Source organism: Flavobacteriales bacterium (genome assembly GCA_016699575.1).
Taxonomy (GTDB): domain Bacteria; phylum Bacteroidota; class Bacteroidia; order Flavobacteriales_F; family PHOS-HE28; genus PHOS-HE28.
On the sequence record CP064979.1, the window covers coordinates 3,233,807 to 3,257,454 of the forward strand.

20 protein-coding genes are annotated in these 23,648 nt (G+C 61.5%); 7 read left to right on the plus strand and 13 right to left on the minus strand.

Annotated features, from left to right (window positions below; all coding sequences use genetic code 11):
- Positions 1–37: 37 nt before the first annotated feature.
- The gene (locus IPJ76_13500) at positions 38–2,470 is read left to right on the plus strand and encodes a phenylalanine--tRNA ligase subunit beta (GenBank protein QQR85617.1); all 2,433 of its coding nucleotides are present in this window, start codon (positions 38–40) and stop codon (positions 2,468–2,470) included.
- On the opposite strand, the gene IPJ76_13505 is transcribed toward IPJ76_13500, so the two are convergent.
- The 8 genes from IPJ76_13505 to IPJ76_13540 all read right to left on the minus strand — a co-directional run bounded on the left by IPJ76_13505 (position 2,471) and on the right by IPJ76_13540 (position 11,028).
- The gene (locus tag IPJ76_13505) at positions 2,471–2,983 is read right to left on the minus strand and encodes an inorganic diphosphatase (protein ID QQR85618.1); all 513 of its coding nucleotides are present in this window, start codon (positions 2,981–2,983) and stop codon (positions 2,471–2,473) included.
- 78 nt (positions 2,984–3,061) lie between these two features.
- Positions 3,062–4,639: a hypothetical protein gene (locus tag IPJ76_13510; GenBank protein ID QQR85619.1), complete on the minus strand. Its 1,578-nt coding sequence runs from the start codon at positions 4,637–4,639 to the stop codon at positions 3,062–3,064.
- Entirely contained in the window at positions 4,636–5,196 is a 561-nt protein-coding gene (locus tag IPJ76_13515; protein QQR85620.1) for an RNA polymerase sigma factor, read from the minus strand. The genes IPJ76_13510 and IPJ76_13515 overlap by 4 nt, the downstream gene beginning before the upstream one ends.
- 69 nt (positions 5,197–5,265) lie before the next feature.
- Positions 5,266–7,140 carry a T9SS type A sorting domain-containing protein gene (locus tag IPJ76_13520; GenBank protein QQR85621.1) on the minus strand — a complete coding sequence of 625 codons (1,875 nt, stop codon included), beginning with the start codon at positions 7,138–7,140 and terminating at the stop codon, positions 5,266–5,268.
- Between the two features lie 86 nt (positions 7,141–7,226).
- The gene (locus tag IPJ76_13525) at positions 7,227–9,320 is read right to left on the minus strand and encodes a urocanate hydratase (GenBank protein QQR85622.1); all 2,094 of its coding nucleotides are present in this window, start codon (positions 9,318–9,320) and stop codon (positions 7,227–7,229) included.
- Between the two features lie 27 nt (positions 9,321–9,347).
- Complete coding sequence (locus tag IPJ76_13530; GenBank protein QQR85623.1) at positions 9,348–9,599, minus strand: T9SS type A sorting domain-containing protein; 252 nt, start codon at positions 9,597–9,599, stop codon at positions 9,348–9,350.
- Complete coding sequence (locus IPJ76_13535) at positions 9,554–10,822, minus strand: hypothetical protein (GenBank protein ID QQR85624.1); 1,269 nt, start codon at positions 10,820–10,822, stop codon at positions 9,554–9,556. The genes IPJ76_13530 and IPJ76_13535 overlap by 46 nt, the downstream gene beginning before the upstream one ends.
- A 50-nt stretch (positions 10,823–10,872) precedes the next feature.
- Positions 10,873–11,028, minus strand: a complete 156-nt coding sequence (locus tag IPJ76_13540) for a hypothetical protein (protein QQR88465.1) — start codon at positions 11,026–11,028, stop codon at positions 10,873–10,875.
- A gap of 197 nt (positions 11,029–11,225) precedes the next feature.
- On the opposite strand from IPJ76_13540, the gene IPJ76_13545 reads away from it, so the two are divergent.
- On the plus strand, positions 11,226–12,275 hold the full coding sequence (locus IPJ76_13545; GenBank protein QQR85625.1) for a glucosaminidase domain-containing protein: 1,050 nt from the start codon (positions 11,226–11,228) through the stop codon (positions 12,273–12,275).
- A 10-nt stretch (positions 12,276–12,285) separates the two neighbouring features.
- Here IPJ76_13545 and IPJ76_13550 read toward each other — a convergent pair whose 3' ends face one another.
- From IPJ76_13550 to IPJ76_13565, 4 genes are all read right to left on the minus strand, one after another.
- Positions 12,286–12,654, minus strand: coding sequence for a group III truncated hemoglobin (locus IPJ76_13550; protein ID QQR85626.1), 369 nt, complete (start codon positions 12,652–12,654; stop codon positions 12,286–12,288).
- Complete coding sequence (locus IPJ76_13555) at positions 12,651–15,296, minus strand: PQQ-binding-like beta-propeller repeat protein (protein QQR85627.1); 2,646 nt, start codon at positions 15,294–15,296, stop codon at positions 12,651–12,653. Before IPJ76_13555 ends, IPJ76_13550 begins: the two co-directional genes overlap by 4 nt.
- Positions 15,297–15,373: 77 nt before the next feature.
- A complete protein-coding gene (locus IPJ76_13560; protein QQR85628.1) occupies positions 15,374–15,973 on the minus strand; it encodes a ribonuclease HII in 600 nt (199 codons plus the stop codon).
- 2 nt (positions 15,974–15,975) lie between these two features.
- Positions 15,976–17,106, minus strand: a complete 1,131-nt coding sequence (locus tag IPJ76_13565) for a glycosyltransferase family 4 protein (protein ID QQR85629.1) — start codon at positions 17,104–17,106, stop codon at positions 15,976–15,978.
- 129 nt (positions 17,107–17,235) lie between these two features.
- On the opposite strand from IPJ76_13565, the gene IPJ76_13570 reads away from it, so the two are divergent.
- From IPJ76_13570 to IPJ76_13590, 5 genes are all read left to right on the plus strand, one after another.
- Positions 17,236–17,796 carry a DUF5606 domain-containing protein gene (locus IPJ76_13570; GenBank protein QQR85630.1) on the plus strand — a complete coding sequence of 187 codons (561 nt, stop codon included), beginning with the start codon at positions 17,236–17,238 and terminating at the stop codon, positions 17,794–17,796.
- A gap of 91 nt (positions 17,797–17,887) precedes the next feature.
- Positions 17,888–19,858 carry a T9SS type A sorting domain-containing protein gene (locus IPJ76_13575; protein ID QQR85631.1) on the plus strand — a complete coding sequence of 657 codons (1,971 nt, stop codon included), beginning with the start codon at positions 17,888–17,890 and terminating at the stop codon, positions 19,856–19,858.
- A gap of 46 nt (positions 19,859–19,904) precedes the next feature.
- Positions 19,905–20,804: a hypothetical protein gene (locus IPJ76_13580; protein QQR85632.1), complete on the plus strand. Its 900-nt coding sequence runs from the start codon at positions 19,905–19,907 to the stop codon at positions 20,802–20,804.
- 61 nt (positions 20,805–20,865) lie between these two features.
- Positions 20,866–21,741, plus strand: coding sequence for a cupin-like domain-containing protein (locus IPJ76_13585; protein ID QQR85633.1), 876 nt, complete (start codon positions 20,866–20,868; stop codon positions 21,739–21,741).
- Between the two features lie 36 nt (positions 21,742–21,777).
- On the plus strand, positions 21,778–22,983 hold the full coding sequence (locus IPJ76_13590; protein QQR85634.1) for a M20/M25/M40 family metallo-hydrolase: 1,206 nt from the start codon (positions 21,778–21,780) through the stop codon (positions 22,981–22,983).
- A gap of 2 nt (positions 22,984–22,985) precedes the next feature.
- Here the strand turns inward: IPJ76_13590 and IPJ76_13595 are convergent, their stop codons facing one another.
- Positions 22,986–23,624, minus strand: a complete 639-nt coding sequence (locus IPJ76_13595; protein QQR85635.1) for a T9SS type A sorting domain-containing protein — start codon at positions 23,622–23,624, stop codon at positions 22,986–22,988.
- Positions 23,625–23,648: the final 24 nt, after the last annotated feature.

The following is a 23,648-nucleotide window of genomic DNA, read 5'->3' on the forward strand; positions in this document are numbered from 1 at the left end:
GCGCGGCTTTCAAAGCCCGTTTTCCCAAACCACCGCCATGCGCATTTCCTGGAATTGGCTCCGCTCACTGATCGATACGGACATCACTCCGCAGCAGGCGGCCGATGTGCTCACCAGCACTGGCCTCGAAGTTGAAAGTGTGGAATTGTTGGAGCCGGTGAAGGGCATGTTGCAAGGTGTTGTTGTGGGCCATGTGTTGAAGCGCGAGAAACATCCCGATGCGGACCGGCTGAGCGTTTGTTCCGTTGATCTCGGCGGCGACGCGCCGGTCGGCATCGTTTGTGGAGCAGCGAACGTGGCCGAGGGCCAGAAGGTGCTGGTGGCCACGGTGGGCAGTGTGCTGCACATGAACGATGGTAGTAGCATCACCATCAAGAAGAGCAAGATCCGTGGTGTTGAAAGCAACGGCATGATCTGCGCCGAGGATGAACTGGGCTTGGGGGACAGCCATGACGGCATCATCGTGCTCGATCCCGCGGCCCCGGTCGGCGCTGCGGCGGCGACTTTCCTTGGGCTGAAGACCGATCATGTACTGGAGATCGGCCTCACCCCGAACCGATCGGATGCGTTGGGCCACGCCGGTGTCGCGCGCGATCTGGTGGCGGCCCTCAATGTGCGGCGGGCAGCAGGCGCGAAGGTGCTGTGGCCTTCCGTGGACGGCTTCAAGCAGGATGACGACGCACGAGCGCTGCAGGTAGAGGTGAAGTCGCCTGCAGCTTGCCCGCGCTATGCCGGACTGACGCTCACCGGAGTGCGAGTGGGGCCCTCACCAACTTGGTTGCAGGACCGGCTGAAGGCCATCGGACTGAAGCCCATCAACAATGTGGTGGACGTGACAAATTATGTGCAGCATGAGGTGGGACAACCGCTTCACGCCTTCGATGCGGACAAGTTGGAGGGCGACCGTGTGGTTGTCCGCAATGCCGGGAACGGTGAGGTGTTCGTTACGCTTGATACCAAGGAGCGCAAACTCTCGTCCGATGATCTTGTGATCGCCGATGCGGTGAAGCCGGCGTGCATTGCAGGTGTCTTCGGTGGTTCTGAAAGCGGCGTAGGCGAAGGCACCACGTGCGTGTTCTTGGAAAGCGCTTGTTTCAGTTCGGCCTCCGTGCGCAGAACAGCGCGCCGTCATCAATTGAACACGGATGCATCCTTCCGCTTTGAACGCGGTGTGGATCCCGAGAACACCGTTTATGCACTGAAGCGCGCGGCCCTCTTGCTCACGGAAGTCGCGGGAGCCAGGGTCTCATCGCCCATTACGGACATCGTAGCGAACGCTTCAGTTTGGGCCCGTGTAGAACTGTGGTTCGATCGCATCAATGCCTTCATTGGTACTGAACTCACCGGCGACGAGGTTTGTTCAGCACTCTCCGCGTTGGACATGCGGATCGTGGAACGAACGACGATCGGGGTTGTGGTGGAGGTGCCCCCGTACCGGACGGACGTAACGCGACCGGTTGACGTGATGGAGGAACTGGTGCGCATCATCGGGTTCGATCGCGTGCCACTGCCCGAGCGGTTGAACATGCCAGCTCTACAGCACGCCGGGGTTTCGCTCGACGGTGTGCAGCAACGCGTGTCGCAGCACTTGGCCGCGCGCGGTTTCCGTGAGACCATGAACCCATCCTTGGTGAACGGCGGTGCTACGGTGAAGGCAGGCGCTGCAGGTACTACTGAAGTTGTGGTGCTGCAGAACCCACTGAGCACGGAATTGGATGCACTGCGGCCCAACCTGCTGTTCGGGCTGATACAGACCGCCGCGCACAACTCGGCGCGCCAGCAGCGCGATCTGCGCTTATTCGAGAACGGCCGGGCCTATGCCGTGAAGAACGGCATCACCGTTGAGGAAGAACGCTGTGCATTGGTCATGACCGGTCGGCAGGAACGCGACCGCTGGCGGGCCGGTGACAAGGCCGTGGAATTGCCCGACATGAAAGCCGAGGTGGAACTGTTGTTGGAACGCACCGGTGCCACCGATGTGCGGTTCGTTCCCATGGACCATGCGCTACTGAGCAATGCGGTGGAAGTGAGGACGGGGAATTCGCAGGTGGGTGCGATCGGCACTGTGCGATCGGAGATCCGTGCCTCCTACGACCTGTCCCGGGACGTGCACTTTGCCGAACTATCGTACGCACCGCTGGTAAACCTGATCAGCGCCAAGCGGACCACCTATGCCGAAGTGCCGAAGTTCCCGGCGGTACGCCGTGACCTGAGTTTGTTGCTGGACCGCTCCGTGACCTTCGAGCGCTTGAAGGACGTTGCCTTGGCCAGTGAGCGAAAGTTGCTGCGCTCGGTGGATCTTTTCGATGTGTTCGAGGGAGGGAAGCTGCCTGTGGGAAAGAAGAGCTATGCACTGAGCTTCCACTTGCTTGACACCTCCAAGACGCTTACGGATGACCAGGTGGACAAGGCGATGGCACGGATCCGCGCAGCCTTCGAGAAAGAGCTGGGTGCTGAGCTGCGTGGATGATCAGCGGCTGCTACAACGTGCAATGGCCGCCAGCGCTTCGGCCTTTCCTCCAACGCTCGCGACACGCGCACCGTCCATCGGGTCGTAATTGGTGAGCCACGTGCAAAGGATGTCCCGCACGCCGGTGGGCAGTTCTTCGAGGTCGTCAACGTCCATGGTCAGCAACGAGCGGTCAAGTGGCAGCGCGATCACCTTGTCGTCGCGTTCGCCTGCATCGATCAGCTCGATGATCCCGATGGGCTCGATCTCCAGCACAGTGCCGGTGGGCAGGGCCGCGCAGAGGACGAAGACGTCGAGTGCGTCGCCATCGCCACCCTTGCTTTTGGACGCCATGGTACCGGGGATGAAACCGTAGTTGGCCGGGTAAGGCAGGTACTTGATGCGCCGCGGTGATCCGTTGCGCATGCCGATCAGGTAGGACCGTGTTGCCGGGTCGTACTCGCGCTTATCGCTGCTGCCCGCCGGTATTTCCACTACGGCCTGCACATGCCCGTTCACGGAGCGGGTGCTCAAACCATCAATGTCAGCCATCCGTTGCGCGCAGGAGCATTTGGCAATGGCGCACGGCAAAGGTCGCGACAAGTCGGCTGGTCAGCGGAACCGATAGGAAAGGCCGAACAACACGCCCATTGAACTGCTGTGGCGGATGACATCGCCACTGCCCAGCGCATTGCCGAAGTGCCCTCGAACACCGGGTTCGATACCAATGGACCAAGCGGTACCAAGGCTGTAGCGCACGTAGGCCCGCGCCGTGTACCCGAATACCATGTCGGTGAACGGAACGGTTCCGCCATCGCTTGACCCCGGGAGCGGACCGCGATGACCGCTGAGGATGCCGACCGTCGGACCGCCGCGCAGACCCACACGCCATCGGCCTTGCGCAAGGTGCGCATCCAACAGCAAGGGGATCTCGAAGTAGCTGGCAACGTTGCGCGTGGCCACCGCCTCTCGCTCACGGATGGTGGTTACTGTGGTGTCCGTGGTCCAATCGAGCACATTGATGGTGGTGTTCACCTGCTGGGTCACGAAATGCATGGTATCGTTCTGGATCACCGTGTCGATGACGATCGTTACGGTTGTGTCGATCGTGTTGAAGAAGTATGAGTTCCGTAACTCCTGTTGGTGCCGTAATACTTCATCCTGGCTGAAGCGCTCTTTGTAGCTGGCGTAATGCACACCAAGGCCGACGCCGAAGTTGCGCCGCATCACCATCAACTCGCCACCGAGATCCCAAGCCTGTTCGCCGCTAACGCCGCCGATCCACTCGGTGCTCGTGCCACCTGAGTACTTGTTGTTCGCCCAGGAAGGACCCGCCCACAACGTGGCCTCCAGAGGCCCCGGTCGTTTGCTCGGTGGCTGGATCACATCAGGCACAACCGCACTGTCCAGTGAAGTTGTTGCTACGACCACGGCATTGCTGTCGACCAATTCGATCCCGGCCTCTGGTGCAGCGGCCACCTCAAGCTGATGGGCGCCGTCTTGTGGTACCGTGACCGGCTCGGCGTTCGGCGGCGGTGCGACTTGCAGTGGTTCCTCAAGCACACCGGTCTGGTCCATTCCGTTGGTTGCGGACCGTGCATCCTGTTTTGATTCGATGTTCGTTCCCGCGCCGGAGAGATCCTCGTTGATCCCGCTTTCCAACGGGCGGTCGGCCACAGTAAGGAGCCCGGCATTTACCTCCAGGGTTGCGGCGTTCGTAGTTGCATTTTGCGCTAAAGGGGCGCTGCGCTTCTCGCTTGCCGCTACTGGAGCGGGGGCTGGTGCTGATCCAACTGCTTCCACGGTCTTTTCGGTTGGCCCTCCGGTCGTTTGTGCCCGCGTTCCCGCCGTTCCCCCGACGGCCTCAGTCGCTGTGGTCACAGCGGCCGTGGACACGGCATCCACCTGAACGGGTGTTCGAGCAGCTTGAACCGACTTCGTGCCTTCGACTTCCACAGTACCGGGTGAGGCCTGTGTTCCCGCCATCGTACTGTCCTCCTGTGTCCCGTACCAAAGTGCGCCACCACCCACAAGAAGCAAGGCCGCGGCCCACAGCCATGCAGCAGGCCGACGCTTGCGTTGGGCATCGAGTGCGGCATGCACGCCTTCCCAATGCGCTTCATCGAACGTGAACCCGCGCTGCGCCAGCTTCCAGCGGGCGAGTTCATCGAATTGCTCTTCGTGCTTCATTTCACGGCGAGTGTTGCGGAGCGGCTGTGGGCCACCTCCAGGATGGCGCGCTGCAGGATGCCGCGCGCGTGGTTCACGTGCCACTTGCTGGTGCCTTCGCTCATGCCGAGCATCGTGGCGATCTCGGCGTGGCTGTATCCGTCCACGGCGAACAGGTTGAACACGCTGCGCGACATAGGTGGTAGTCGCAGCAGCAGTTCGGCGAAGGCTTCCGCCTCCATGTTCTTCAGGTAGTCGTTGGCATCGGCCTGATCGGAGCTTTCCAATGGTCCGTCGTGCGTTTCGGTGGCCTTGCGCTCCTTGTTGCGGCGGAACGCGTCGATGACCGTGTTGATCATGATGCGCCGCGCCCACGCATCGAAGGGCACCTCGGGGCGCCGTTCACCGATGCGCTCGAGGATCTTCAGGAACCCTGCGTTCATGGTGGCCACGGCGTCCTGTTTGTTCCGTTCGTAGCGGGTGCAGATGCCCATCATCATGTGGTGCAGGGCGCGGTACAGTTCGTACTGCGCTTTCGGCTCCTTGCGGATGCACCGTTCGATGAGGCTCTTTTCCATGCCGCTGTTATGGTCGGAAGGGCACCCCGACGGATCGGGATGCCCTTCTTACCAACCTTTGAAACAACCTCAGTTCCCCTTCACAATGCGCTGGTTCAGCACGCGCTCACCATTGCTGATGCGCAGCATGTAGAGACCTGGCGCAAGCTCCTGCGTACCGATGACGAGCTGGCTGCGTCCACCTGCCACTCGGGTTTGTTCGCTCAGCACCACGCGACCGTTGGCGTCAACCAATTCGATGCGTGCATTGCCTCCAATGGCGTCCACTATCGCGATGTTCAGCTCGTCGGTCGTCGGGTTCGGCCACGTTGCAAGGCCACCGTTCACGTTCAGGTCACCCACGCTCTGGATGCCGTTCTGCACATTGATGGTGAAGCCCTGGTCGCGCTGGTCGTTGCCACCACTGAAGCCCGTGTAGAGACCGTTGCTGTCCACGAAAACGGAATCGCAGTAGGTGCTCGTGCAGCCAGCGCCGTCATCGATCGTCAAGCAGAGCGAATAGGGCCCACCGTTGGCGTACTGGTGAGTGGGGAAGGGGTCGGTGCTGCTGGTGCCGTCGCCGAAGCTCCAGAAGTAGGCGTACGCACCGCTGCCGCCGCTGCTCAGGTTCCAGATCCATAGTTCGTTCGGGATGGGCTGCGGATTGTTCAGGCTGTCCACGGTGAAGCCTTGCATAACCCAGAAGCCGGCCTGGCATGGCGCGTTGTTGCTTCCCGCACAAATGCAGTTGGCATCCCACATATCGTTGCTCGTGAGCGGGTCGTTGTCATCGCAGGGAGTGCCCGGCATGGCAGGGCCGTTCAGCAGGCCATTGCAGTCGTACGCGTTCAGTACCACACCAGTGCACACGCAGTTCGCGTTCCAGGTATCCTGCACAGTGAGGCTGTCGCCATCGTCGCAGAGGGTGCCGGGCATGTTGGGGCCATTGAGCAAGCCCAAGCAATCCACCAAGCCGTTCGTAACACAGGTGCAGTTGAGGTCCCAGATCCCCGTAACGATCATACCACCGATGCTGTCCACGCAGGCGGTTCCCGGCATGTTGTTGCCCCCGGGGATGCCCAAGCAGTCCACTTGGCCGCCGCCCTGTCCGACGCAGGCGCACATGTTCGTCCAAGCGTCGCCTAAGGTGTTGGGGTCGCCATCATCGCAAGGCGAACCAGGAGTGTTCGGGCCCCAAAGGATGCCCATGCAGTCGTACCAGGGGATATTGTTGCTCACGATGCCCAAGCTGTCCACGTAGATCGTATCGCAAGTGCTGCTCGAGCAACCGCCGCCATCCGTGATCGAGAGGCACATGGCATAAACACCAGAGGCGTTGAAGGTGAAGGTCGGTTCGAATTGGGTGTTCTGGCTACCGTCGGGCATCCACCAGTTATAGGTCAAAACAGGAACGCCGGTACTTTGATTGGTGGTGGTGATGTTCCATGGAGAGGTTTGCTGAATGCTGAACGCAGCCTGGCAACCGTTCCAGATGCTCCCTTGGCATACGCAGCCGGGTAGCCACGTATCACCCACTGTATTGGGGTTCCCATCATCGCAGGAGGCACCAGTTACGTTCGGGCCGTTGGGTATCCCCAAGCAGTCCAGGTTGCCACCATTGCATGCCCATGACACACTGGTGTAAGCCGTGTCCAAGAGGAAGTTGAACGACGCGGAGTCGTAGTCCGTGATGATCGCCCCGCCGCACATGGTGCTTAGTTCGATCATGCCCCAAACACTGCTGATGCCCAAGGTTGCAGAGAACGTGCAAGTGGCGGAATCGACCGGGACCGTTACCGACAGTTGGGGCATGGTGCCTTGGATGGTCGAAATGGTTACCACTTGACCGGGATAACACCCGGCAATGGTTCCCGAAACGGACCACCAGTAAGGGTACTGGGCCGAGGCCGTCGCGCCGACCAGCAAGATGGCCCCGACGAGCAGTGAGCGTAGTGTGTTCAACATGTTGAAGAGTGTTTGTGTCTTTGGCTTCTGACCACATACACGCGGGATGCTTGCCGCGGGTTGGGTCGGCTTTCACGTTTTGTCCCTTAGCTCAATACCGCCGCGACCAGTCCATCATCGGCCTCGTTCGGCAGGGTCACCTTCAGCAATGGGGTGCGCTTCATCTCCTGCTCGATGCTCCAGACCGCGTTCGGGTTGCGGGCCCAGGCACGGCGTGCAATGCCGTTGTTCACGTCCCATAAGAGCATGCTCTTCAATCGGCGATCGCTGTCCGCGCTGCCATCGAGCACCATGCCGAAGCCGCCGTTGATCACCTCGCCCCAGCCCACCCCGCCGCCGTTGTGAAGACTGATCCACGTAGCGCCACGGAACGCATCGCCCACGAAGTTCTGCACGGCCATATCGGCGGTGAAGCGGCTGCCATCGCGGATGTTGCTGGTCTCGCGGTAGGGACTGTCGGTGCCGCTCACATCGTGGTGGTCGCGGCCCAGCACAATGGGCGCGCTGATCTCGCCGCGTTTGATGGCCTCGTTGAAGGCCTGCGCGATGCGGATGCGGCCTTCGCTGTCGGCGTACAGGATGCGGGCCTGGCTGCCCACCACGAGCTTGTTCTGCTGCGCGCTGCGGATCCAGTGCAGGTTGTCCGCGATCTGCTGGCTTATCGCGGCGGGCGCCTCCTTCAACATGGCCTCCAGCACGTCACCGGCAATGCGATCGCTGGTGGCCAGGTCCTTCGCGTCGCCGCTGGTGCACACCCAGCGGAACGGACCGAAGCCGTGGTCGAAGCAGAGCGGCCCCATGATGTCCTCCACGTAGCTGGGGTAGCGGAAAGGCACCCCCTCCCGACCTCCCCCGGTTGGGGAGGAGGAATGCGGTTTATGTAAAAAAACATCGGCTTCCGCACGACCCGCCTCCAGCAGGAAGGCGTTGCCGTAATCGAAGAAGTACATGCCGTTCTCCGCGAGCGTGTTCACTGCCGTCACGTGGCGGCGCAGGGTCTCTTGCACGCGCTGCTTGAAGGCGGCGGGGTCCTGCACCATCAGCGCGTTGCTCGCCTCGTAGCTGAGGCCCACTGGGTAGTAGCCACCGGCCCAGGGGTTGTGCAAACTGGTCTGGTCGCTGCCGAGGTCCACCTTGGTCTTGCGCGCAGCGAGGCGCTCCCACAGGTCCACGATGTTGCCGAGGAAGGCGATGCTGTGTGCTTTACCCTTCCGCTGCCAGACGAGCGCGGCATCGATGCATGCGTCCACATCGGTGATCACCGCATCCACCCAGCCCTGGCTGTGGCGCTTGTGGGCCGCGGTGGCGTTCACCTCAGCGCAGATGGTCACCACGCCTGCGATGTTGCCGGCCTTGGGCTGCGCGCCGCTCATGCCGCCCAATCCGGAAGTGACGAAGAGCCCCATGACCCCCTCCCGGCCTCCCCCGGTGGGGGAGGAGGAATTGCGCTGGCGCAACATGCGCATGGCGTTCAGCACCGTGATGGTGGTGCCGTGCACGATCCCTTGCGGACCGATGTACATGTAGCTGCCGGCGGTCATCTGGCCGTACTGCGTTACGCCGAGCGCGTTGAAACGCTCCCAGTCGTCTGGCTTGCTGTAGTTGGGGATCATCATCCCGTTCGTCACCACAACGCGCGGTGCGTCTCGGTGGCTGGGGAAGAGGCCGAGCGGATGGCCGCTGTACATCACCAGCGTCTGCTCGTCGGTCATCTCGCTCAGGTACTTCATCACCAAGCGGTATTGTGCCCAGTTCTGGAACACCGCGCCGTTGCCGCCGTAGGTGATCAGCTCGTGCGGGTGTTGTGCCACGGCCGGGTCCAGGTTGTTCTGGATCATCAGCATGATGGCTGCGGCCTGTTTGCTCTTGGCTGGGTAGTGGTCGATCGGCCGCGCGTGCATCGGATGCTCCGGACGCAGGCGGTACATGTAGATGCGGCCGTGCTCCCTCAACTCCTCCGCGAACTCGGGCGCCAGCGTGGCGTGGTGCTTCGGGTGGAAGTAGCGCAGGGCATTGCGCAGGGCCAGCTTCTTCTCTTCGGCGGTGAGGATGTCCTTGCGCTTGGGCGCGTGGCTCACGCCGGGGTCGAGCGGGCGCGTAGGGGGAAGGACATCGGGGATGCCTTCAAGGACGGTTCGTTGGAAGCGAGCGAGGTCGCTTGAAATTGCTGTGACGGACATGTGGCGAAGATCGCCAGTTCGAGCTGATCAGCGAGCGACCACGAGACGTTGGGGTGGGGCGTCATTCACGCGCACCAAGTAGACTCCAATATCCAGATCGGCAATGTCGATCGGCTGTCGCTCCGACGTGATACGGACGGAACGGAGCAATCGGCCTCGGATGTCGTGCAGTCTGACTGTCGCACCCATCTCAGCGCTAGTCAGGGAGAAAGAGTCCTTCGATGGGTTGGGGGCTAAAGTGGATTTGATTGCATCGCCTCTTCGTGGCCAACATTCCAAGTGATAGAAGGAGCATGAAGAACGGTGTCACCACCTATGATCGCGCCAACGAGTTCGACGCGTAGTTCAACGCCATTGGTCGCTCGATACTGAACGCGCCGCAGCCCAAGACTCTCCTCATACCAGGCATCTACAGGCGTCGACAATGAGGGGTGCAATCCAGGTTGTAGTTCCTCGTCAAAATCGAAGCCGCAAGCTGGTTCGCCCCAGTTCGTGAAGTTGAAAGCGTGTGAACGCATCATCCGATGCCCATCTTGGTTCAGCTTGTATGTGCTCACATAGCCGGTGTTGATCCCGCTGTTTCCGGGTACCCAACAAATGCTAGTATCCATGATCATGCCCGGATACGAACCAATGATGGGGTGGTCGAGAAGAACGCTCGTTCGTCCGAAATGCCAACTACCGATTGGCATGGGCCAGACAGGCTCGCCTATCAAGCTCCCATTTTGAACGTTTCCGTTGACCATCGCGAAAGACGTTGAGTAGATCACCGAATCGCCGACGTCTGAGCGTCCTTCGATACGAACGCTCCAAAAGTCGCTTATTGAAGCTGCGTTCGATGTCATAGGAAACCAGTAGGCGCTGATCACCTCGTATGTCAGTTCATCCCCAGCTTGGAAGTCGAAGTAATCCAGCGGATCGGGGAACAACACCCCAACATCAGCTCCTTCCACTCCGAGCAAGCCGTATGGGATCCCGGCATGGGGGAAGTTCAATAGCCCGAATGATCTGCTGAGCACAAGAGTGTCCCCAGTACTCAGTGCTATGCGGCCAAGTGTGTCTGGCAGGCCGAAAACGTTACCAGGCAAGCGAGAAATTACCGTTGCGGTGACTCCGGAGTTCGGCTCGAAGATCCAAGTGGTGCCGACCCCTGCGGCGCTCTTGATCAGAAACGTGTCCATGTGGTTCACCAACCAGTCATCGCCGGATCGAGTGCAGTTCAGACCAAGAAATTGTGGTTGATCGATGCGGACGTAGCATCCATCACACGGCCCACCCAAACTTGCCGGGCACGTATCGCATACCACCCCGATCCTGTTCAGATGGTAGAGGAAGCTGTCGGGACCCAACGTGTCGATGTCCGTAACGAAGATCTGGTTGCTGATGGTGTCGGTGCCGTCGTTGGAGTAGTTGTACTTGTATGCCGGGTTCAGCAATGCCCAGTCTTGTGCGCTTGAAGCGGCAGCTGATAGTATTAGAAAGGACAAGCTCAGGTGTCGCATCGGCCAGGGTTGAACGAATGTAGACCGTCCGGACCCTCACCCGCGCTGCCTCAGCCCACCTTCCCCTTCTTCCGCTTCCCGTGGAACCCGTACGGGCAGTGCTTGCAGCCGCTCTGGCAGCAATGACCACGCTTCAGGTGGTACTGCTCCGTGAAGACGATGTAGCCGTTCTCGGCGAAGTAGTAGTCGCCGGGCTCGAAACCCATTCGCCGCAGCCGCTCGGTGCGTTCGGGGTTCTCTTCCTGTTCGGGCGGCTTTGTCACGGCCACGAAGGTCGGGGTGCTGCGCAATAGGGCCTGCTGGGGGCTGCGTTCTATTCACGCCCGATCGTTGATGGGCCGGTGGACAGGCTGTGGATAATACCCGCTCGGCCCCGGTAGGTTTGGGTTCCCGCTCCAGCACCATGTTCCCCACCAGCCTTGTTCGATCGTTGATAACCGGACCGGTCGCGGTGTACCTGCTGCTGACCCTTCCCGCTTTTGCCCAGGCCGCCCCTCCGCCCGATGGCCCCGGCGACCGCCTGACGGCCGAGGAGTACATCGAACTTTGGAAGAGCGTGGCGGTGCAGAAGATGAAGCAGCACGGCATTCCGGCCAGCATCACCCTGGCGCAGGGACTGCTGGAGAGCGGCAACGGCAACAGCGAGCTGGCGCGGGCCAGCAACAATCACTTCGGTATCAAATGCACGCCCGACTGGAACGGCGGCAAGGTGTACCACGACGACGACCGCAAGAACGATTGCTTCCGCAAGTACAAGGATGCCGCCGACAGCTTCGAGGACCACAGCAAGTTCCTGCAACGCTCGCGTTATGCGTCGCTGTTCGAGCTGAAGACCACCGACTACAAGGGTTGGGCGCACGGACTGAAGAAGGCGGGCTACGCAACTGACCCCAACTACCCGCGCAAGCTCATCGAACTCATCGAGCGCTATGAGCTGCACAAGCTCGACAAAGGGCAGGACGTCAGTTTCCGCAAGCGCGAAAGCACCGATGCGGCAACCGACAGGAAGGACCGCGGAACGAAAGGCAACAGCGGCTCCAAGAAGGAGCGTGGCGACAAGCGGTCGCGCAGCAGCGATGATGAAGTGACCGTGAACATTGGCAGCGGCCGCGCGGTGGAGAAGTTCGAAGGCCGCGTGAAGTTCACCCGCGCCAAAGCCGGTGATTCCATCCGCAAGATCGCGGAAGACATGGAGACCATGCCGGGCTGGGTGGCAGGGTGGAACGACATGGACAAGGACGCCAAGCTCGAAGAAGGGCAGGTTGTCTTCCTCTCACCGAAGCTGAACAAGAGCAAGCGCTCTGCAACCCATGAAGTTCGCGCCGGCGACACGCTCTGGAGCATCAGCCAGCAGCATGGCGTGAAGTTGAGCAAGCTGTGCGCGTACAACGGCCTTGCACCGGATGCCTCCTTGCAGAGCGGAATGACGATCCACTTGCGCAAGCCGCGGTGAACCCCGGGCACTAGCTGCCCACCTTCACCTTCAGCGAAGCCGCCACCAGCACAGCGCGCTCCTTCATCATCTCAGCGTTCGGCCCGGCATAACGCTCATCAAGCGCAGCGTTGAAGTGCCCAAGCCAGATGCGGAAGTGCTCGTCCGTCATGGGCCGTTGTTGGTGGTGCCGCTTGTGCGTGCCCATCATGTCGCCACGGTAGTCGAGGTCGCCGAAGAGCACCATGTTCCAGAACGCGGCGATGCGCGGCAGGTGCTCGTGCAGGTCGAGGTGGCGGAAGTGGTCCGCGATGCCTTCGTCGGCCAGCAGGCGATCGTAGAAGCGCACGACCAACTCGTCCACTTGTTCCTTGGTGGTGATGTCCGTGAGCGGGCTCATGGTTTGTTCAAGGATAGGGGCGCCGCGCGCAGACCGCCGCTGCCATCGCCCACGATCGCTTCGGGCTTGCCGTCATTGTTGATGTCGCCTACCACGATGTAGCGCGCGCCACTGATGGGCAGATCCAACAGGGGCTTGCGATCCGCACCGACCAGCAAGCACTCCTCGTGATCGGCGCAGCACGCCCCGACGACCGTGCCCCATTTGCCGCTGGCGGACAGCGACAGGCGTGCCGCGGAGCACTGCAGAACAGTGTATGTGCTGCTGTTCCCGTTCAGGATGTGCAAGGAATCGCCGGATACGCGCGCGATGAGCAAGGTCTTGCTCGATGCCTCCAACGTGCAGGTCATCGCCGTTGAAGCGCCTGCTGCTAGCGTACTAGTTGCGCCATCGATCAGTGTGCTGCGCAAAGCCCCGGTGCTATCGGCCCAGATCACTGCACAGTTCCCGATGTTCATGCCCAGGCGCACATCGAGCACGCGTGCACCGGTGCCGATGCCTGACTTCGGCTTGTGCCGCACGGCTCCTTTCCGGTCGAGCAGGAGCAATGTGCCGGAATGGTCAGCAACGAAAACGAAGTCGTTGTTCTTCACGCGTAGATGCCGCGCGGCTTGGTCGGTGTAGGTTGCCAACCGCGCAGGCGCCCAGCCTTGCACGGGTTTGCCGTCAGGCATCAGGTTCAACAGGCCGCCTTCTTCGGTCGGCACCACGAAGCGGTAGTCCTTGTTGCCTTCATAGTCGAACACCGCTACCGGTCCGCTGCATTTGTCCTTCACGGCAACGGGCCAGCCTTCCACGTCCTTGCCATTGCGATCGATCATGTGCACATGCTCGGGCGTGCACAGCACCACTTGCAGCTTTCCGTTCTTGAAGCGGTCCACCTGCATTGCATCGCCGAGCATGGGGCCATCCAGCTCGCGGGTCCACATCAGTTTGCCCGTGCTGCCGATGGCGTGCAAGCGATGCTCAGTGTCCTGCACCAGGATGTAGCGCGCGCCCGTCACGTGATCGTTCATCAGCATGGGCGCCCGTGCGATCGGAGAGCGCAATGCCATGCTCCAGAGGCCGTTGCTGGTGCTTGCTGCTGTTGCGCCGGTGTCGTTCGCGGCCGTTCCGCCGTGCTGCAAACGCAGGCTTACGTGGTGGAACCCGTGCTGTCCTGGCGCGATGCTCAGCTCCAGCGCTGAAAAACGGGCGATGGAGGATGCGTGTGCCTCCCAATGATCCATGCCTGCGTTGGAGAGATGCCCTTTCGTCCATGCCCCTGCCGCTGCAGGTGCGCACCACCACGTCAGTGCCGCGGACGTGCTCGCCTCGCCGAGGAGCTCCATGTGGCGCGGGTGCTCGGCCAACGAAGTGCCGTCCGTCCACGCATCAATGGCGCGGTGCACGGTGGCCACGGTGTTCGACAACACCACCTTGTCGCCGAGCAAACACCAGTACGGTTGCTCCAGTGCATCGAACGGCGGGCCGAGCAACATGCCGTACGGGTCGGGGATGGGCAAGCGGGCCACCAGCATGCCCCGATGCCGCGACGTGTCGCAACCTGCACTGTCGCACTGTGCCAGCAACGAACGCTCCGCAGCAGCAGGATCGCTCGCCTGCAACGCCGCCAGCACGGCGAAGCTGCTGTCGCGCGGAACGATGGCCGCAAGCGCCGAGCCCTCCACCCAACGGAAAAGGTCCTGGTCGCGCACGGCATCGGTGCTGCGGCCTTCACCAGCGAGCCATGCTTCAGCATCGCCGATGTGCCGCACGTTGAGTGCCACCGCTTCCGCAGGCACCACACGAAGGGCGGTGTTCAGGCCGGCTTCCTGCTCACGGAGTTCGCGCAACGAACGATCATCGCTCGGCGCAAGCAGCAGCCCGCTCAACAGCAGCGCATCGGGTTTGCTGCGCACGTCCAGAGCCGCCCAGCCTGCGGGCCACTGCAGCGGCTCGGCGCTAGTTGGAGCGAGGTGCTTGCCCAGCATGCGCGCAACGCGTTGGGGATGGAGCAGCACATGCGCCGCCGCACCTGCCCCCAGCGTTGCATGCGCCGCTTTGAAGGTGCTGTCGGCCATCAGGTCGGCACCGTTCTTCAATTGCAGCAGACCTTCCTCCACCATGCCTTCATCGGAGCCGATCAGCAACAGACCGTTCGTCCAATGCACATGCACCGGGCCCATGCGTTCTCCTTTCGCACTGGGGAACGTCTCACCCGGGTTGAAGGTGCGCCCATTGACATCGCCGCCTTTTTCCATGGCGTTCAACAACGCCGGCCAAGGCGCGGCACGATGGTCCTTCGGTCCTGCTAGCACGGCCAACCAGCCCGTTCGTTCACCGCGTGGCATCCACGCAACGAGCGGCAGGCTTTTCGCGCCACTTTCCTCCAGCGCGTTCAACGCTCGGCCCAGGAGCGAGTCGAGCGAAGCCGCCTCGGCAGTGTTGCCAAACGCGCTCCACACCTGGCTAGCGCCGGTGAAGGCGTTCCACGCTTCCCGGCCGCCGCTCAGTTCCACGATCACGGCGCTCTCGGTGGGCACGGCCGCCCACGGGTCGGCGGGCCGCGCTACCGGTCGCCACCACTCGATGAAGGACCACGCGGTGCCCGCCAGCACGGCAGCCAGAACAAGCCAAAGAAGTACGCGGCGCCCGGACATTGTGCGGCGAAGCTATCGGCGCGCGAAGTGGTGGTGGGGTTGCAAAGGCCAGCGTGTGCACACGGTCCTGTGGACCGTTAGGAGTGCACTTCTTCCGCGTATTCCAGCCTGAACGACTTCCTGTGATGTTCGGTAGGTCCATGCAACCGCAGTGCATTCCGGTGCTCTCCGGTGGGGTAGCCCTTGTTCACCGCCCAATTGAAGTGCGGATGGGTATTGTGCAAGTCCTGCATCAGGGCATCGCGATGCGTCTTGGCCAGTATGCTGGCCGCGGCGATGCTCTTGAAGCGGCCGTCGCCTTTGATGTGGCACACGTGCGCAATGCCGAAGTAGGGCGTGAAGCGGTTGCCGTCGATGAGCAGCAGATCGGGACGGCGCTTCAGACCGTCGATGGCGCGGTGCATGGCGATGAAGGAAGCCTGCAGGATGTTGAAGCGATCGATCTCTTCCGGCGTGCAGGAGGCCACGCACCACGCCAGCGCGCGCTCCTCGATCAGCGGCCGCAGGGCTTCGCGGCGCGCCTCGCTCAGTTGTTTGCTGTCGTTGAGGCCCGGCAGGCGCACGCTTGGTGGCAGGATGACGGCCGCTGCCACCACCGGTCCGGCCAAACAACCGCGGCCGGCCTCGTCGCAACCGGCTTCCACGGCGCCGCGCATGTAGTGGTTCGCGAGGGGCATGATCAGTGCTTTTGCATCATGCGTTCAAAGGAAGACCAGAGCGCAGTGGCCGTGCGATCCCAGGTGAAGCGCTGCACGCGGGATAGTCCCAAAGTTGAAAGCCGCTCGCGCAAGGCGGCATCGTTGCGCAACTGGGCCAGCCCGTCGCGCATGCTGTCCACGCTGAAGGGGTCGCAGTACACGGCTGCGTCGCCCGCTACTTCAGGCAGGCTGGTGGCATTCGCAGCAAGCACGGGTACGCCGCACTTCATCGCTTCAGCCACGGGTATGCCGAAGCCTTCGAAGTAGCTCACGTAGGCCAGCGCCAATGATGCACCGATCGCGTTGCGTAGCGCCTGCTGTCCCAGTCGACCGGTGAACACCATGCGGTCCTTGTTCTCGACCTGTTGCCAGGCCTCCTTCATGCGCTTATCCCACCAGAAGGCTTCACCCACGATCAACAGTTTCAATGGCCGCGGATCGCTTTTCACCAGTGCATCGAATGCCAGCAGCAGGCGGGCAATGTTCTTGCGTGGTTGCAACGAGCCCACGCAGATGAAGAAGGGGTCGCCGTTGGTCAGCGCGGCTCTCGTCGCGGCTTGTTCATCGGTGCTCGACGGCGAATACGCTTCGGCCACGCCGTTGTGCGCCACATCAATGCGGTCCAACGGCACACCATATCGTTGGTGGATGTCCTCGCGGCTGAACTCCGACACCGTTACCAGTCGCGCGGCTTTTTGGGCGAAGCGTGGGAACCAGGTGCGGTAGTAGTTGCTATAGGCGCTGGGAAGGTCGGCCGGGTATTGCTCGAAGTTGAGGTCGTGCATCACACCCAGCTGTGGCACTGCGGTGCGCGTGCTCAAGTAGCCGTCAGGGCTGATGAAGGCGTCCGCATTGATGCGGCGCAGGAGGCCCGGCAGCCGGTATTCGAACCATAGCACGTAGAGCAACGGATGGCGCGTGGGCGGCCACAGCGTGTGCATGTGCACGTTGTCGGCGTAGCGGAAGGCAGGGTCCGGCGCACGGTCGAAGACGAAATGGAACTCATGCTCCGGATGCGCCCGCACGATCCGTGAAAGCGCCTCATGCGTGAACCAGCCGATACCTTCGAGCTTGCCGGGGAGAAGGAGGCGGGTGTTGACTGCGATGCGCACGGTGTGTGACCTGGCCGATGTTGGCGGTGAAGATGGAAAAACAGTGGCGGGCATAGTGTCTGGACATCCAACATCAGGACGCCCATTGAAGCCGGTCCGGCGTGTAGCTTCGCCGCCCGAACCTTCACAATGGACCTTACCAAGATCATCTCCGTTTCCGGCAAGAGCGGCCTCTTCAAGATCGTTGCACAAGGGCGCCAGGCCCTCATCGTAGAATCGCTCGGCGAACCCGGCAAACGCATGCCCGTGCCCACAACGGTGCGTGTGAGTTCCTTGGAGGAGATCCAGATATTCACCACCGGCGACGATGTGCCGCTGAAGGATGTGCTGAAGAAGATCCACGAAGTGGAGAAAGGGAAGGAGAGCGTGGACCCGAAGGGTGATGAAGGTGCTTTGTGGGCGAAACTCACTGAGGCGCTCCCCAACAACGACCGCGAACGCATCCATTCCAGTGATGTGCGCAAGCTGTTCCTGTGGTACGGCCAGCTCCTGAAGGCGGGCGTGTTCGATGTGAAGGAGGAGAAAGAGGAGAAGGAAGCCGCCGAGAAGAAGGAGACGAAGGCCACCGGCGAGAAGAAACCCAAGGTGGGCGAGGCCGGTGTGAAAAAGGCCGCCGCGCCCAAGCCGGGTGCCGGAGCGGGCAAGGCGAAGGCCGCGCCCATGCGCAAGGGCAGCCAGCGCGGCAGCTGATCCTTGTCAGGAACCCTGTTGTTGCAACCTCGTTGAAGGCGGCCATTGCCGCGTGCGACTACTTTGGCGCGGTGTGAAAGCAACACCAGCCATGAGGTTCCCTGTGAAGTCCGTCCGGGTGCTCGTCCTTGTTGCCGTGCTCGGTTCCACGTTCCTGTTCATGGCGTGGTCCAACGGTGCTTTGGAAAGCGCTGGCGCGTTCCATTCCAAGGAGGAGATCGCCTTTTTCAAGAAAGGTGGTGGCTCGCTGTCGGTTGGCCAGAACACCTACTTCAAGGCCAGCGGTCATTGCTACGGCTGCCACGGGCCTGACGCGAACAACTTCGCTATGATCGATGAGGACGGCTTCGACGTGAACCCCAGCGACGACTGGCGGAGCACGATGATGGCCAACAGCGCGCGTGACCCTTTCTGGCGCGCAAAGGTGAGCCATGAAGGGTTGGTGAACCCCGGCCACAAGGACGAACTGGAGCACACTTGCACGGGCTGCCATGCGCCGGGCGGCCACCATGACAAGGTGCTCACGAACGCCGGTCTGTACACCATCGCCGATCTGGAACAGGACCCCGTTGGACAGGACGGCGTGAGCTGCGTGCCCTGCCACATCCAGAGCGCGGACAGCCTGGGGCAGTTGTTCAGCGGCGACCTGCGGTTCGACACCTTGGGACGGCCGCTCTACGGCCCCTATGCCGGCATCTTCGGAAGCCCCATGAGCAGCTTCGTGGGTTACGAGCCCCTGTACGGCGAGCACATCAACGACGCCGGTCTTTGCGCCGGTTGCCACACGCTCATCACGCACACGGCCGACCTGTCAGGGCAGTTGACGGGTGGCACCTTCGTGGAACAAGCCACTTACCACGAGTGGCTCAACAGCAGCTTCAACACCGATGTGGACCCCGACAACGGCATCACCTGCCAGGGCTGCCATGTGCCGCGCATCGATGATGCCGTGGTGATAAGCGCCAACTACCTCTTCCTCACGGGCCGCTCCCCCTACGGTCTGCACCACTTCGCGGGTGCCAATACGTTCATGCTGCAGCTGCTGAAGAACAACATCGGACCGCTCGGGCTCACTGCATCGCCTTCCCATTTCGACAGCACGCTCGCCCTCACCTTCGACATGCTCCAGCAGAAGAGCCTCCTGCTCGATGTGGTGATGGAAGGCCGGACGGCGGACACCGCTTTCGTATCCGTGGACCTCACCAACTTGGCCGGGCACAAGTTCCCAAGTGGCTACCCCGCGCGCCGGGCGTTCGTGCAATTGGACGTGCTGGACGCCAACGGCGACACGCTCTTCACCAGCGGCGGTTGGGACGATGCCTACGAGGTGAACGGCCACGACGCGGATTGGGAGCCGCACCACGACGTGATCACCAGCGAGGACCAGGCCCAGATCTATGAACAGGTGATGGCCGACGTGAACGGCAACAAGACCACCGTGCTGGAGCGCGCAGCCAGCTTGCTCAAGGACAACCGACTGGCACCATTGGGCTTCAGCAATACGCACCCCAGCTACGATACCACCATGGTAGTGAACGTGGGCGCGTCGGACATTGACTTCAACCGCGACCAATTGGGCGTGGAAGGCAGCGGAACGGACAAGGTCCACTATCACGTTCCCATGAACGGGTATGTGGGCCCGATCCACGTCTACGGCCGTTTCTGGTACCAGAGCGCTCCTCCCCGTTGGATGCAGGAGATGTTCTCGTTCAACAGTGCCGAGATCGACACGTTCCGTACGATGTACGAGAACGCCGATGGCAGTCCTGTACTGGTGAAGCTCGATTCATTGTTCGACAACTCCGTGGCCATCGACACCCCGGAGGAACTCGGCGTGCGCATCCTGACGAACCCCGTGCGCGACGGTGTGCTGCGGATCGATGGCCTCTCCGGTAAGGTGCTAGGCATCGAGATCTTCGACATCCGTGGTCGCTTGGTGGCCCAGCCCCGGTTGACCGGTCGCACGCGCTTGGAGGTGCCATTGCCACCCGGTGCAGGGACCTACGTTGTTGTGTTCCGAACAGCAGGTGGTTCAGTAGCCGAGCGGGTGGTGTCCCATTGATCTGACCTCCACCGTCTACTTTGCGGCGGCCCCACAAGACCTCCGAATGAAGTCGTTCGTATCCCGATATCCCGTGGCCACGTTCATCGGCATTACGCTGGCGATCCAGCTGATCATTGTCCTCGGCGTGTACGTGGCCTTGCCGCCCGGCGGCATGCTTCACGATGACCCCAAGCTGCACATGTTGTTCAGGCTGCGTGTTTTCGGGCCGTTGTTGGCGGTCTTCGGTATCACGTACGGTCTAGAAGGCATGCCCGGTATGCGCAAGTTGCTGGGCTCGTTCCTTGTGTGGCGGGTGCCGTTGAAGTGGTACGCCATTGCCGGCATCTGGAAGTTCCTCTTCGCCTACATCGGTATCGGTATCGTCATCGCAGCCTTGGGCAAGTGGCCCAGCTTCGGCCTGGTCATACCGCATTTCTGGGACGGTTGGCTGATCACACTGCCGTTCATCTTCGGTATCGCTTTCGTGGAGGAAACATGCTGGATGAAGTTCTGCCTCACGCGCTTGCAGGAGAAATACAGCGCCTTGGTGAGCTGTTTGATCATCGGCAACTTCTGGGGCTTTTGGTACCTGCCCATGGTGGCCATCAACGAAGGTGTTCCGCCCGGGTACCCGATCGTCGTGTTCCACGGCTGCATGATCAGCCTCACCATCCTGCTGGCCTGGCTTTATAACAACACGCATAGCGGGGCGGTGCTCATGCTGGCGCAGGTGGTGAGCAACACGGCTTTCTTCGTCACGCCCATCCTGCCGCCCAACAACGAGATCGCAGCGGGCACCCCCACCATGTTCCAGCCGGAACCCTGGCACAACGCGCTGTTGGACGTGGATTACGTAACATGGTTCAGCTTGATCTTCATTGCGGCCAGTATCCTCATCGTGTGGTTCGCGGGTGCGAAGAACCTTGGCCCACGGCCACGGGCACGCTGGTCCGACCCGGAATAGGTTCCGTGCGGACGTATCCTTCCCGGACTACCTTCGTTCCAAGCCCGATAAGTCCCCAGCCATGGAAGTGAAGAAGGTCGAAGCGTCCGAGATGACGCATGAGCAGTTCGTCGAGGAGCATTGGAAGCCCGGCATCCCGCTGGTGTTCAAGAACGCGACGAAAGTCTGGGGCGCGTACAACACGTTCAGCCCCGATTTCTTCCGCCAGAAGTACGGCGATCGGACGACCGAAGTGAACGGCAACCGCTACACCATGCGCGAGGTGATGGACCTGGTGGAAGGGAAGGACACATCGCGTCCGGTGCCTTATCCGTGCAAGTTCGAGCTCACCAGCCAGTTGCCCGAAGTGTTGCCGATGATCTATCCCATGAACATCGGCTTCGCCAAACCGAACTGGTTGGAGAGCACTTGGTTCAAGCGCGGCTACTGGGGCAGCGCGGTGGAGATGTTCGTGGGCGGCGTGGGCGGGAAGTTCCCGTACGTGCACCTGGATTACTACCACCTAAGCGCTTGGATCAATCAGCTCTACGGGCGCAAACAGTTCACGGTGTGGCCACGCGGACAGGAAGAACTCCTCTATCCGGACCCGAACGACAAGTGGAAGAGCAGCATCCCCGACATCGAGAACGTGGATCTGACAAAGTTCCCGAAGTACAAGGATGCCACGCCGATCACTTTCGTGGTGGGCCCCGGCGAAACCCTCTTCATTCCCTTCGGCATCTGGCACACGGCCAAAAGCCTCGAGCCGACGATCTCCGTGGCCTTCGACCTGCTGAACGACCACAACTTCCCGCTCTTCCTCAAGGACGTGTGGGCGTTCAAGAAGCGGCAGAGCACGGCCAAGGCCATCGCCGCCACCGGTTATGCAGCGCTGAGCGGCACCATGTGCAGGCTTGGCGACATGATCGGTGTTGAGCGCCGCAGCTCGCCCGTGTAGGCGGCTACCTTCGGCAGCGGCCAAGCGCCGTTGCACATGAAGCGTCACATTCTCGCCATTGCCTGCGCGCTGCCCGTTTGCGGCTTCGCACAGCATCCTGTCATCCAAGCCGCGCTCAATGCCGTCAGCATCGATACGTTGGTGAACGACATCGAGCAACTGACCGGTGAAGTGCCGGTGGATGTCGGCAATGGCCCGGTGACCATCGTTAGCCGCCACAAGCTCAATGCGGGCAACGCGGTTGCGCAAACCTGGTTGGAGCAGCGGTTCGCCGCATTGGGATACACACCGACCACCCAATCTTTCAGCAACACGGGCTTCAACGTGCTGGCCGAGAAGACCGGTGCGGTGCATCTGGACAGCCGCGTGATCATTTGCGGGCACTACGACGCCATGCCCGGTGGCATTGCCGCGGCCCCGGCCGCCGACGATGATGGCTCGGGCACGTGCAGCGTACTGGAGGCGGCGCGCGTGCTGGCGCCCTACCAGTTCGAGCACACCATCGTGTTCGCCTTGTGGGACGAGGAGGAGCAAGGGAAGATCGGCAGTGCGTTCTACGCGGGTGCCGCAGCGGCCAACGACGACACCATCCGCGCCGTGGTGAACATGGACGCCATCGCTTACGACGGTGATGCCGATGGCCTTGCGCGCATCCATGCGCGTCCCGTGGCCAATAGCCTGGCCATCAAGGACACTGCCCTGGCCTGCAATGCGGCCTACGGCCTCAACGTGAACCTGGCCATCAACAACCCTGGAGCGACCTATAGCGACCACGCCAGCTTCTGGACGGAAGGCTACGGCGCCATCCTCGTTATCGAGGACTTCGACAACGATGGCAATCCGCATTACCACACACCCACGGACCTCCTTCAATACATGAGCCTATCGATGTGGGAGGACCTCACCAAGTTGAGCATCGCCACGGCCGCCACATGGGCCGTGCCGCTCAATGGCAACCTGGCGGTCGAAGAGGAGCATTTGAGGGCCGCCCAGTTGCAGGCGTTCCCTGTCCCTGCCCGTGACATTGTCCGCGTGCTCACGGACATTCCTTCGGCCGGTATGGCCCGGCTGGCCTTGTTCGATGCCTTGGGCCGCGAAGTGCGCCGAATGCACGAAGGCCCGCTCGCGCAGGGCAAGCGGGCCATCGATGTTGACTTGTCGGGTATGCCCAGCGGGGTGTACCGTGCAGTGCTCACAACCGGCCAGGGACAGGGCGCCCAAGTGGCCGTTGTGCGCGAGTAGGATCAGCTCTTCACGAAGGGCTTCAGCACCGTGCGACGGCCGCGGTCCATCATCACGTAGTACTGGCCGGCAGGCAAACCGGCGAGATCCACCTGGTTCACACGATTGTCCTGCACGGCGGCCGTGCGAACCAGCTTGCCGTCAACGGTGAGGATGTCGATGCTGGTGATGCCCGTGCATCCGGTAAGCCCCACCATCAGCACGTCGTTCGCAGGGTTGGGGTACAGGGTGATGGCCTTCGTGGTGGCTACCACCGGCGTTACGCTGTTCGGATCAAGGACTGTTATGGTGCCGAACTGCGTGGTGGAATGCAGATCACCTTGGAATTCCTCAGTGCAGTGATAATCATACACACCGGGTACAGTGAAGGTGTGTGAAAAGGTCCACGGGGCCTGTTGTGCCATGCCATTACCGAAGCCGGCCGGGTTGTCAGGGAACAGGTCCAACTGACCGTACACGTTGTGCGTTCCGCCCACGTTCGTCCATTCCACGATGTCGCCCAAGTTGATGGTGATGTCCATCGGGTCATAGTACGGCAGGTTGTTCGGATTGGACAGTGTGCCTCCCACTTCCACCTCATGGGTGGTTTGTGCGAGGGCCAAGACCGGGACAAAAGAGAGGAGCGTAGCAAGCTTCTTCATGCGCTGTGGTTTGTGGCACAAAGA

Excerpts from the sequence above, each read along its gene's own strand:
- IPJ76_13575 (QQR85631.1), top strand. The coding sequence starts at position 17,888 with ATGAGGTTCCCTGTGAAGTCCGTCCGGGTGCTCGTCCTTGTTGCCGTG.
- IPJ76_13570 (QQR85630.1), top strand. The coding sequence starts at position 17,236 with ATGGACCTTACCAAGATCATCTCCGTTTCCGGCAAGAGCGGCCTCTTC.
- IPJ76_13545 (QQR85625.1), top strand. The coding sequence starts at position 11,226 with ATGTTCCCCACCAGCCTTGTTCGATCGTTGATAACCGGACCGGTCGCG.
- IPJ76_13550 (QQR85626.1), bottom strand. The coding sequence starts at position 12,654 with ATGAGCCCGCTCACGGACATCACCACCAAGGAACAAGTGGACGAGTTG.
- IPJ76_13540 (QQR88465.1), bottom strand. The coding sequence starts at position 11,028 with ATGGGTTTCGAGCCCGGCGACTACTACTTCGCCGAGAACGGCTACATC.
- IPJ76_13590 (QQR85634.1), top strand. The coding sequence starts at position 21,778 with ATGAAGCGTCACATTCTCGCCATTGCCTGCGCGCTGCCCGTTTGCGGC.
- IPJ76_13560 (QQR85628.1), bottom strand. The coding sequence starts at position 15,973 with ATGCCCCTCGCGAACCACTACATGCGCGGCGCCGTGGAAGCCGGTTGC.
- IPJ76_13510 (QQR85619.1), bottom strand. The coding sequence starts at position 4,639 with ATGAAGCACGAAGAGCAATTCGATGAACTCGCCCGCTGGAAGCTGGCG.
- IPJ76_13595 (QQR85635.1), bottom strand. The coding sequence starts at position 23,624 with ATGAAGAAGCTTGCTACGCTCCTCTCTTTTGTCCCGGTCTTGGCCCTC.
- IPJ76_13515 (QQR85620.1), bottom strand. The coding sequence starts at position 5,196 with ATGGAAAAGAGCCTCATCGAACGGTGCATCCGCAAGGAGCCGAAAGCG.
- IPJ76_13535 (QQR85624.1), bottom strand. The coding sequence starts at position 10,822 with ATGCGACACCTGAGCTTGTCCTTTCTAATACTATCAGCTGCCGCTTCA.
- IPJ76_13580 (QQR85632.1), top strand. The coding sequence starts at position 19,905 with ATGAAGTCGTTCGTATCCCGATATCCCGTGGCCACGTTCATCGGCATT.
- IPJ76_13585 (QQR85633.1), top strand. The coding sequence starts at position 20,866 with ATGGAAGTGAAGAAGGTCGAAGCGTCCGAGATGACGCATGAGCAGTTC.
- IPJ76_13525 (QQR85622.1), bottom strand. The coding sequence starts at position 9,320 with ATGTCCGTCACAGCAATTTCAAGCGACCTCGCTCGCTTCCAACGAACC.
- IPJ76_13555 (QQR85627.1), bottom strand. The coding sequence starts at position 15,296 with ATGTCCGGGCGCCGCGTACTTCTTTGGCTTGTTCTGGCTGCCGTGCTG.
- IPJ76_13520 (QQR85621.1), bottom strand. The coding sequence starts at position 7,140 with ATGTTGAACACACTACGCTCACTGCTCGTCGGGGCCATCTTGCTGGTC.
- IPJ76_13500 (QQR85617.1), top strand. The coding sequence starts at position 38 with ATGCGCATTTCCTGGAATTGGCTCCGCTCACTGATCGATACGGACATC.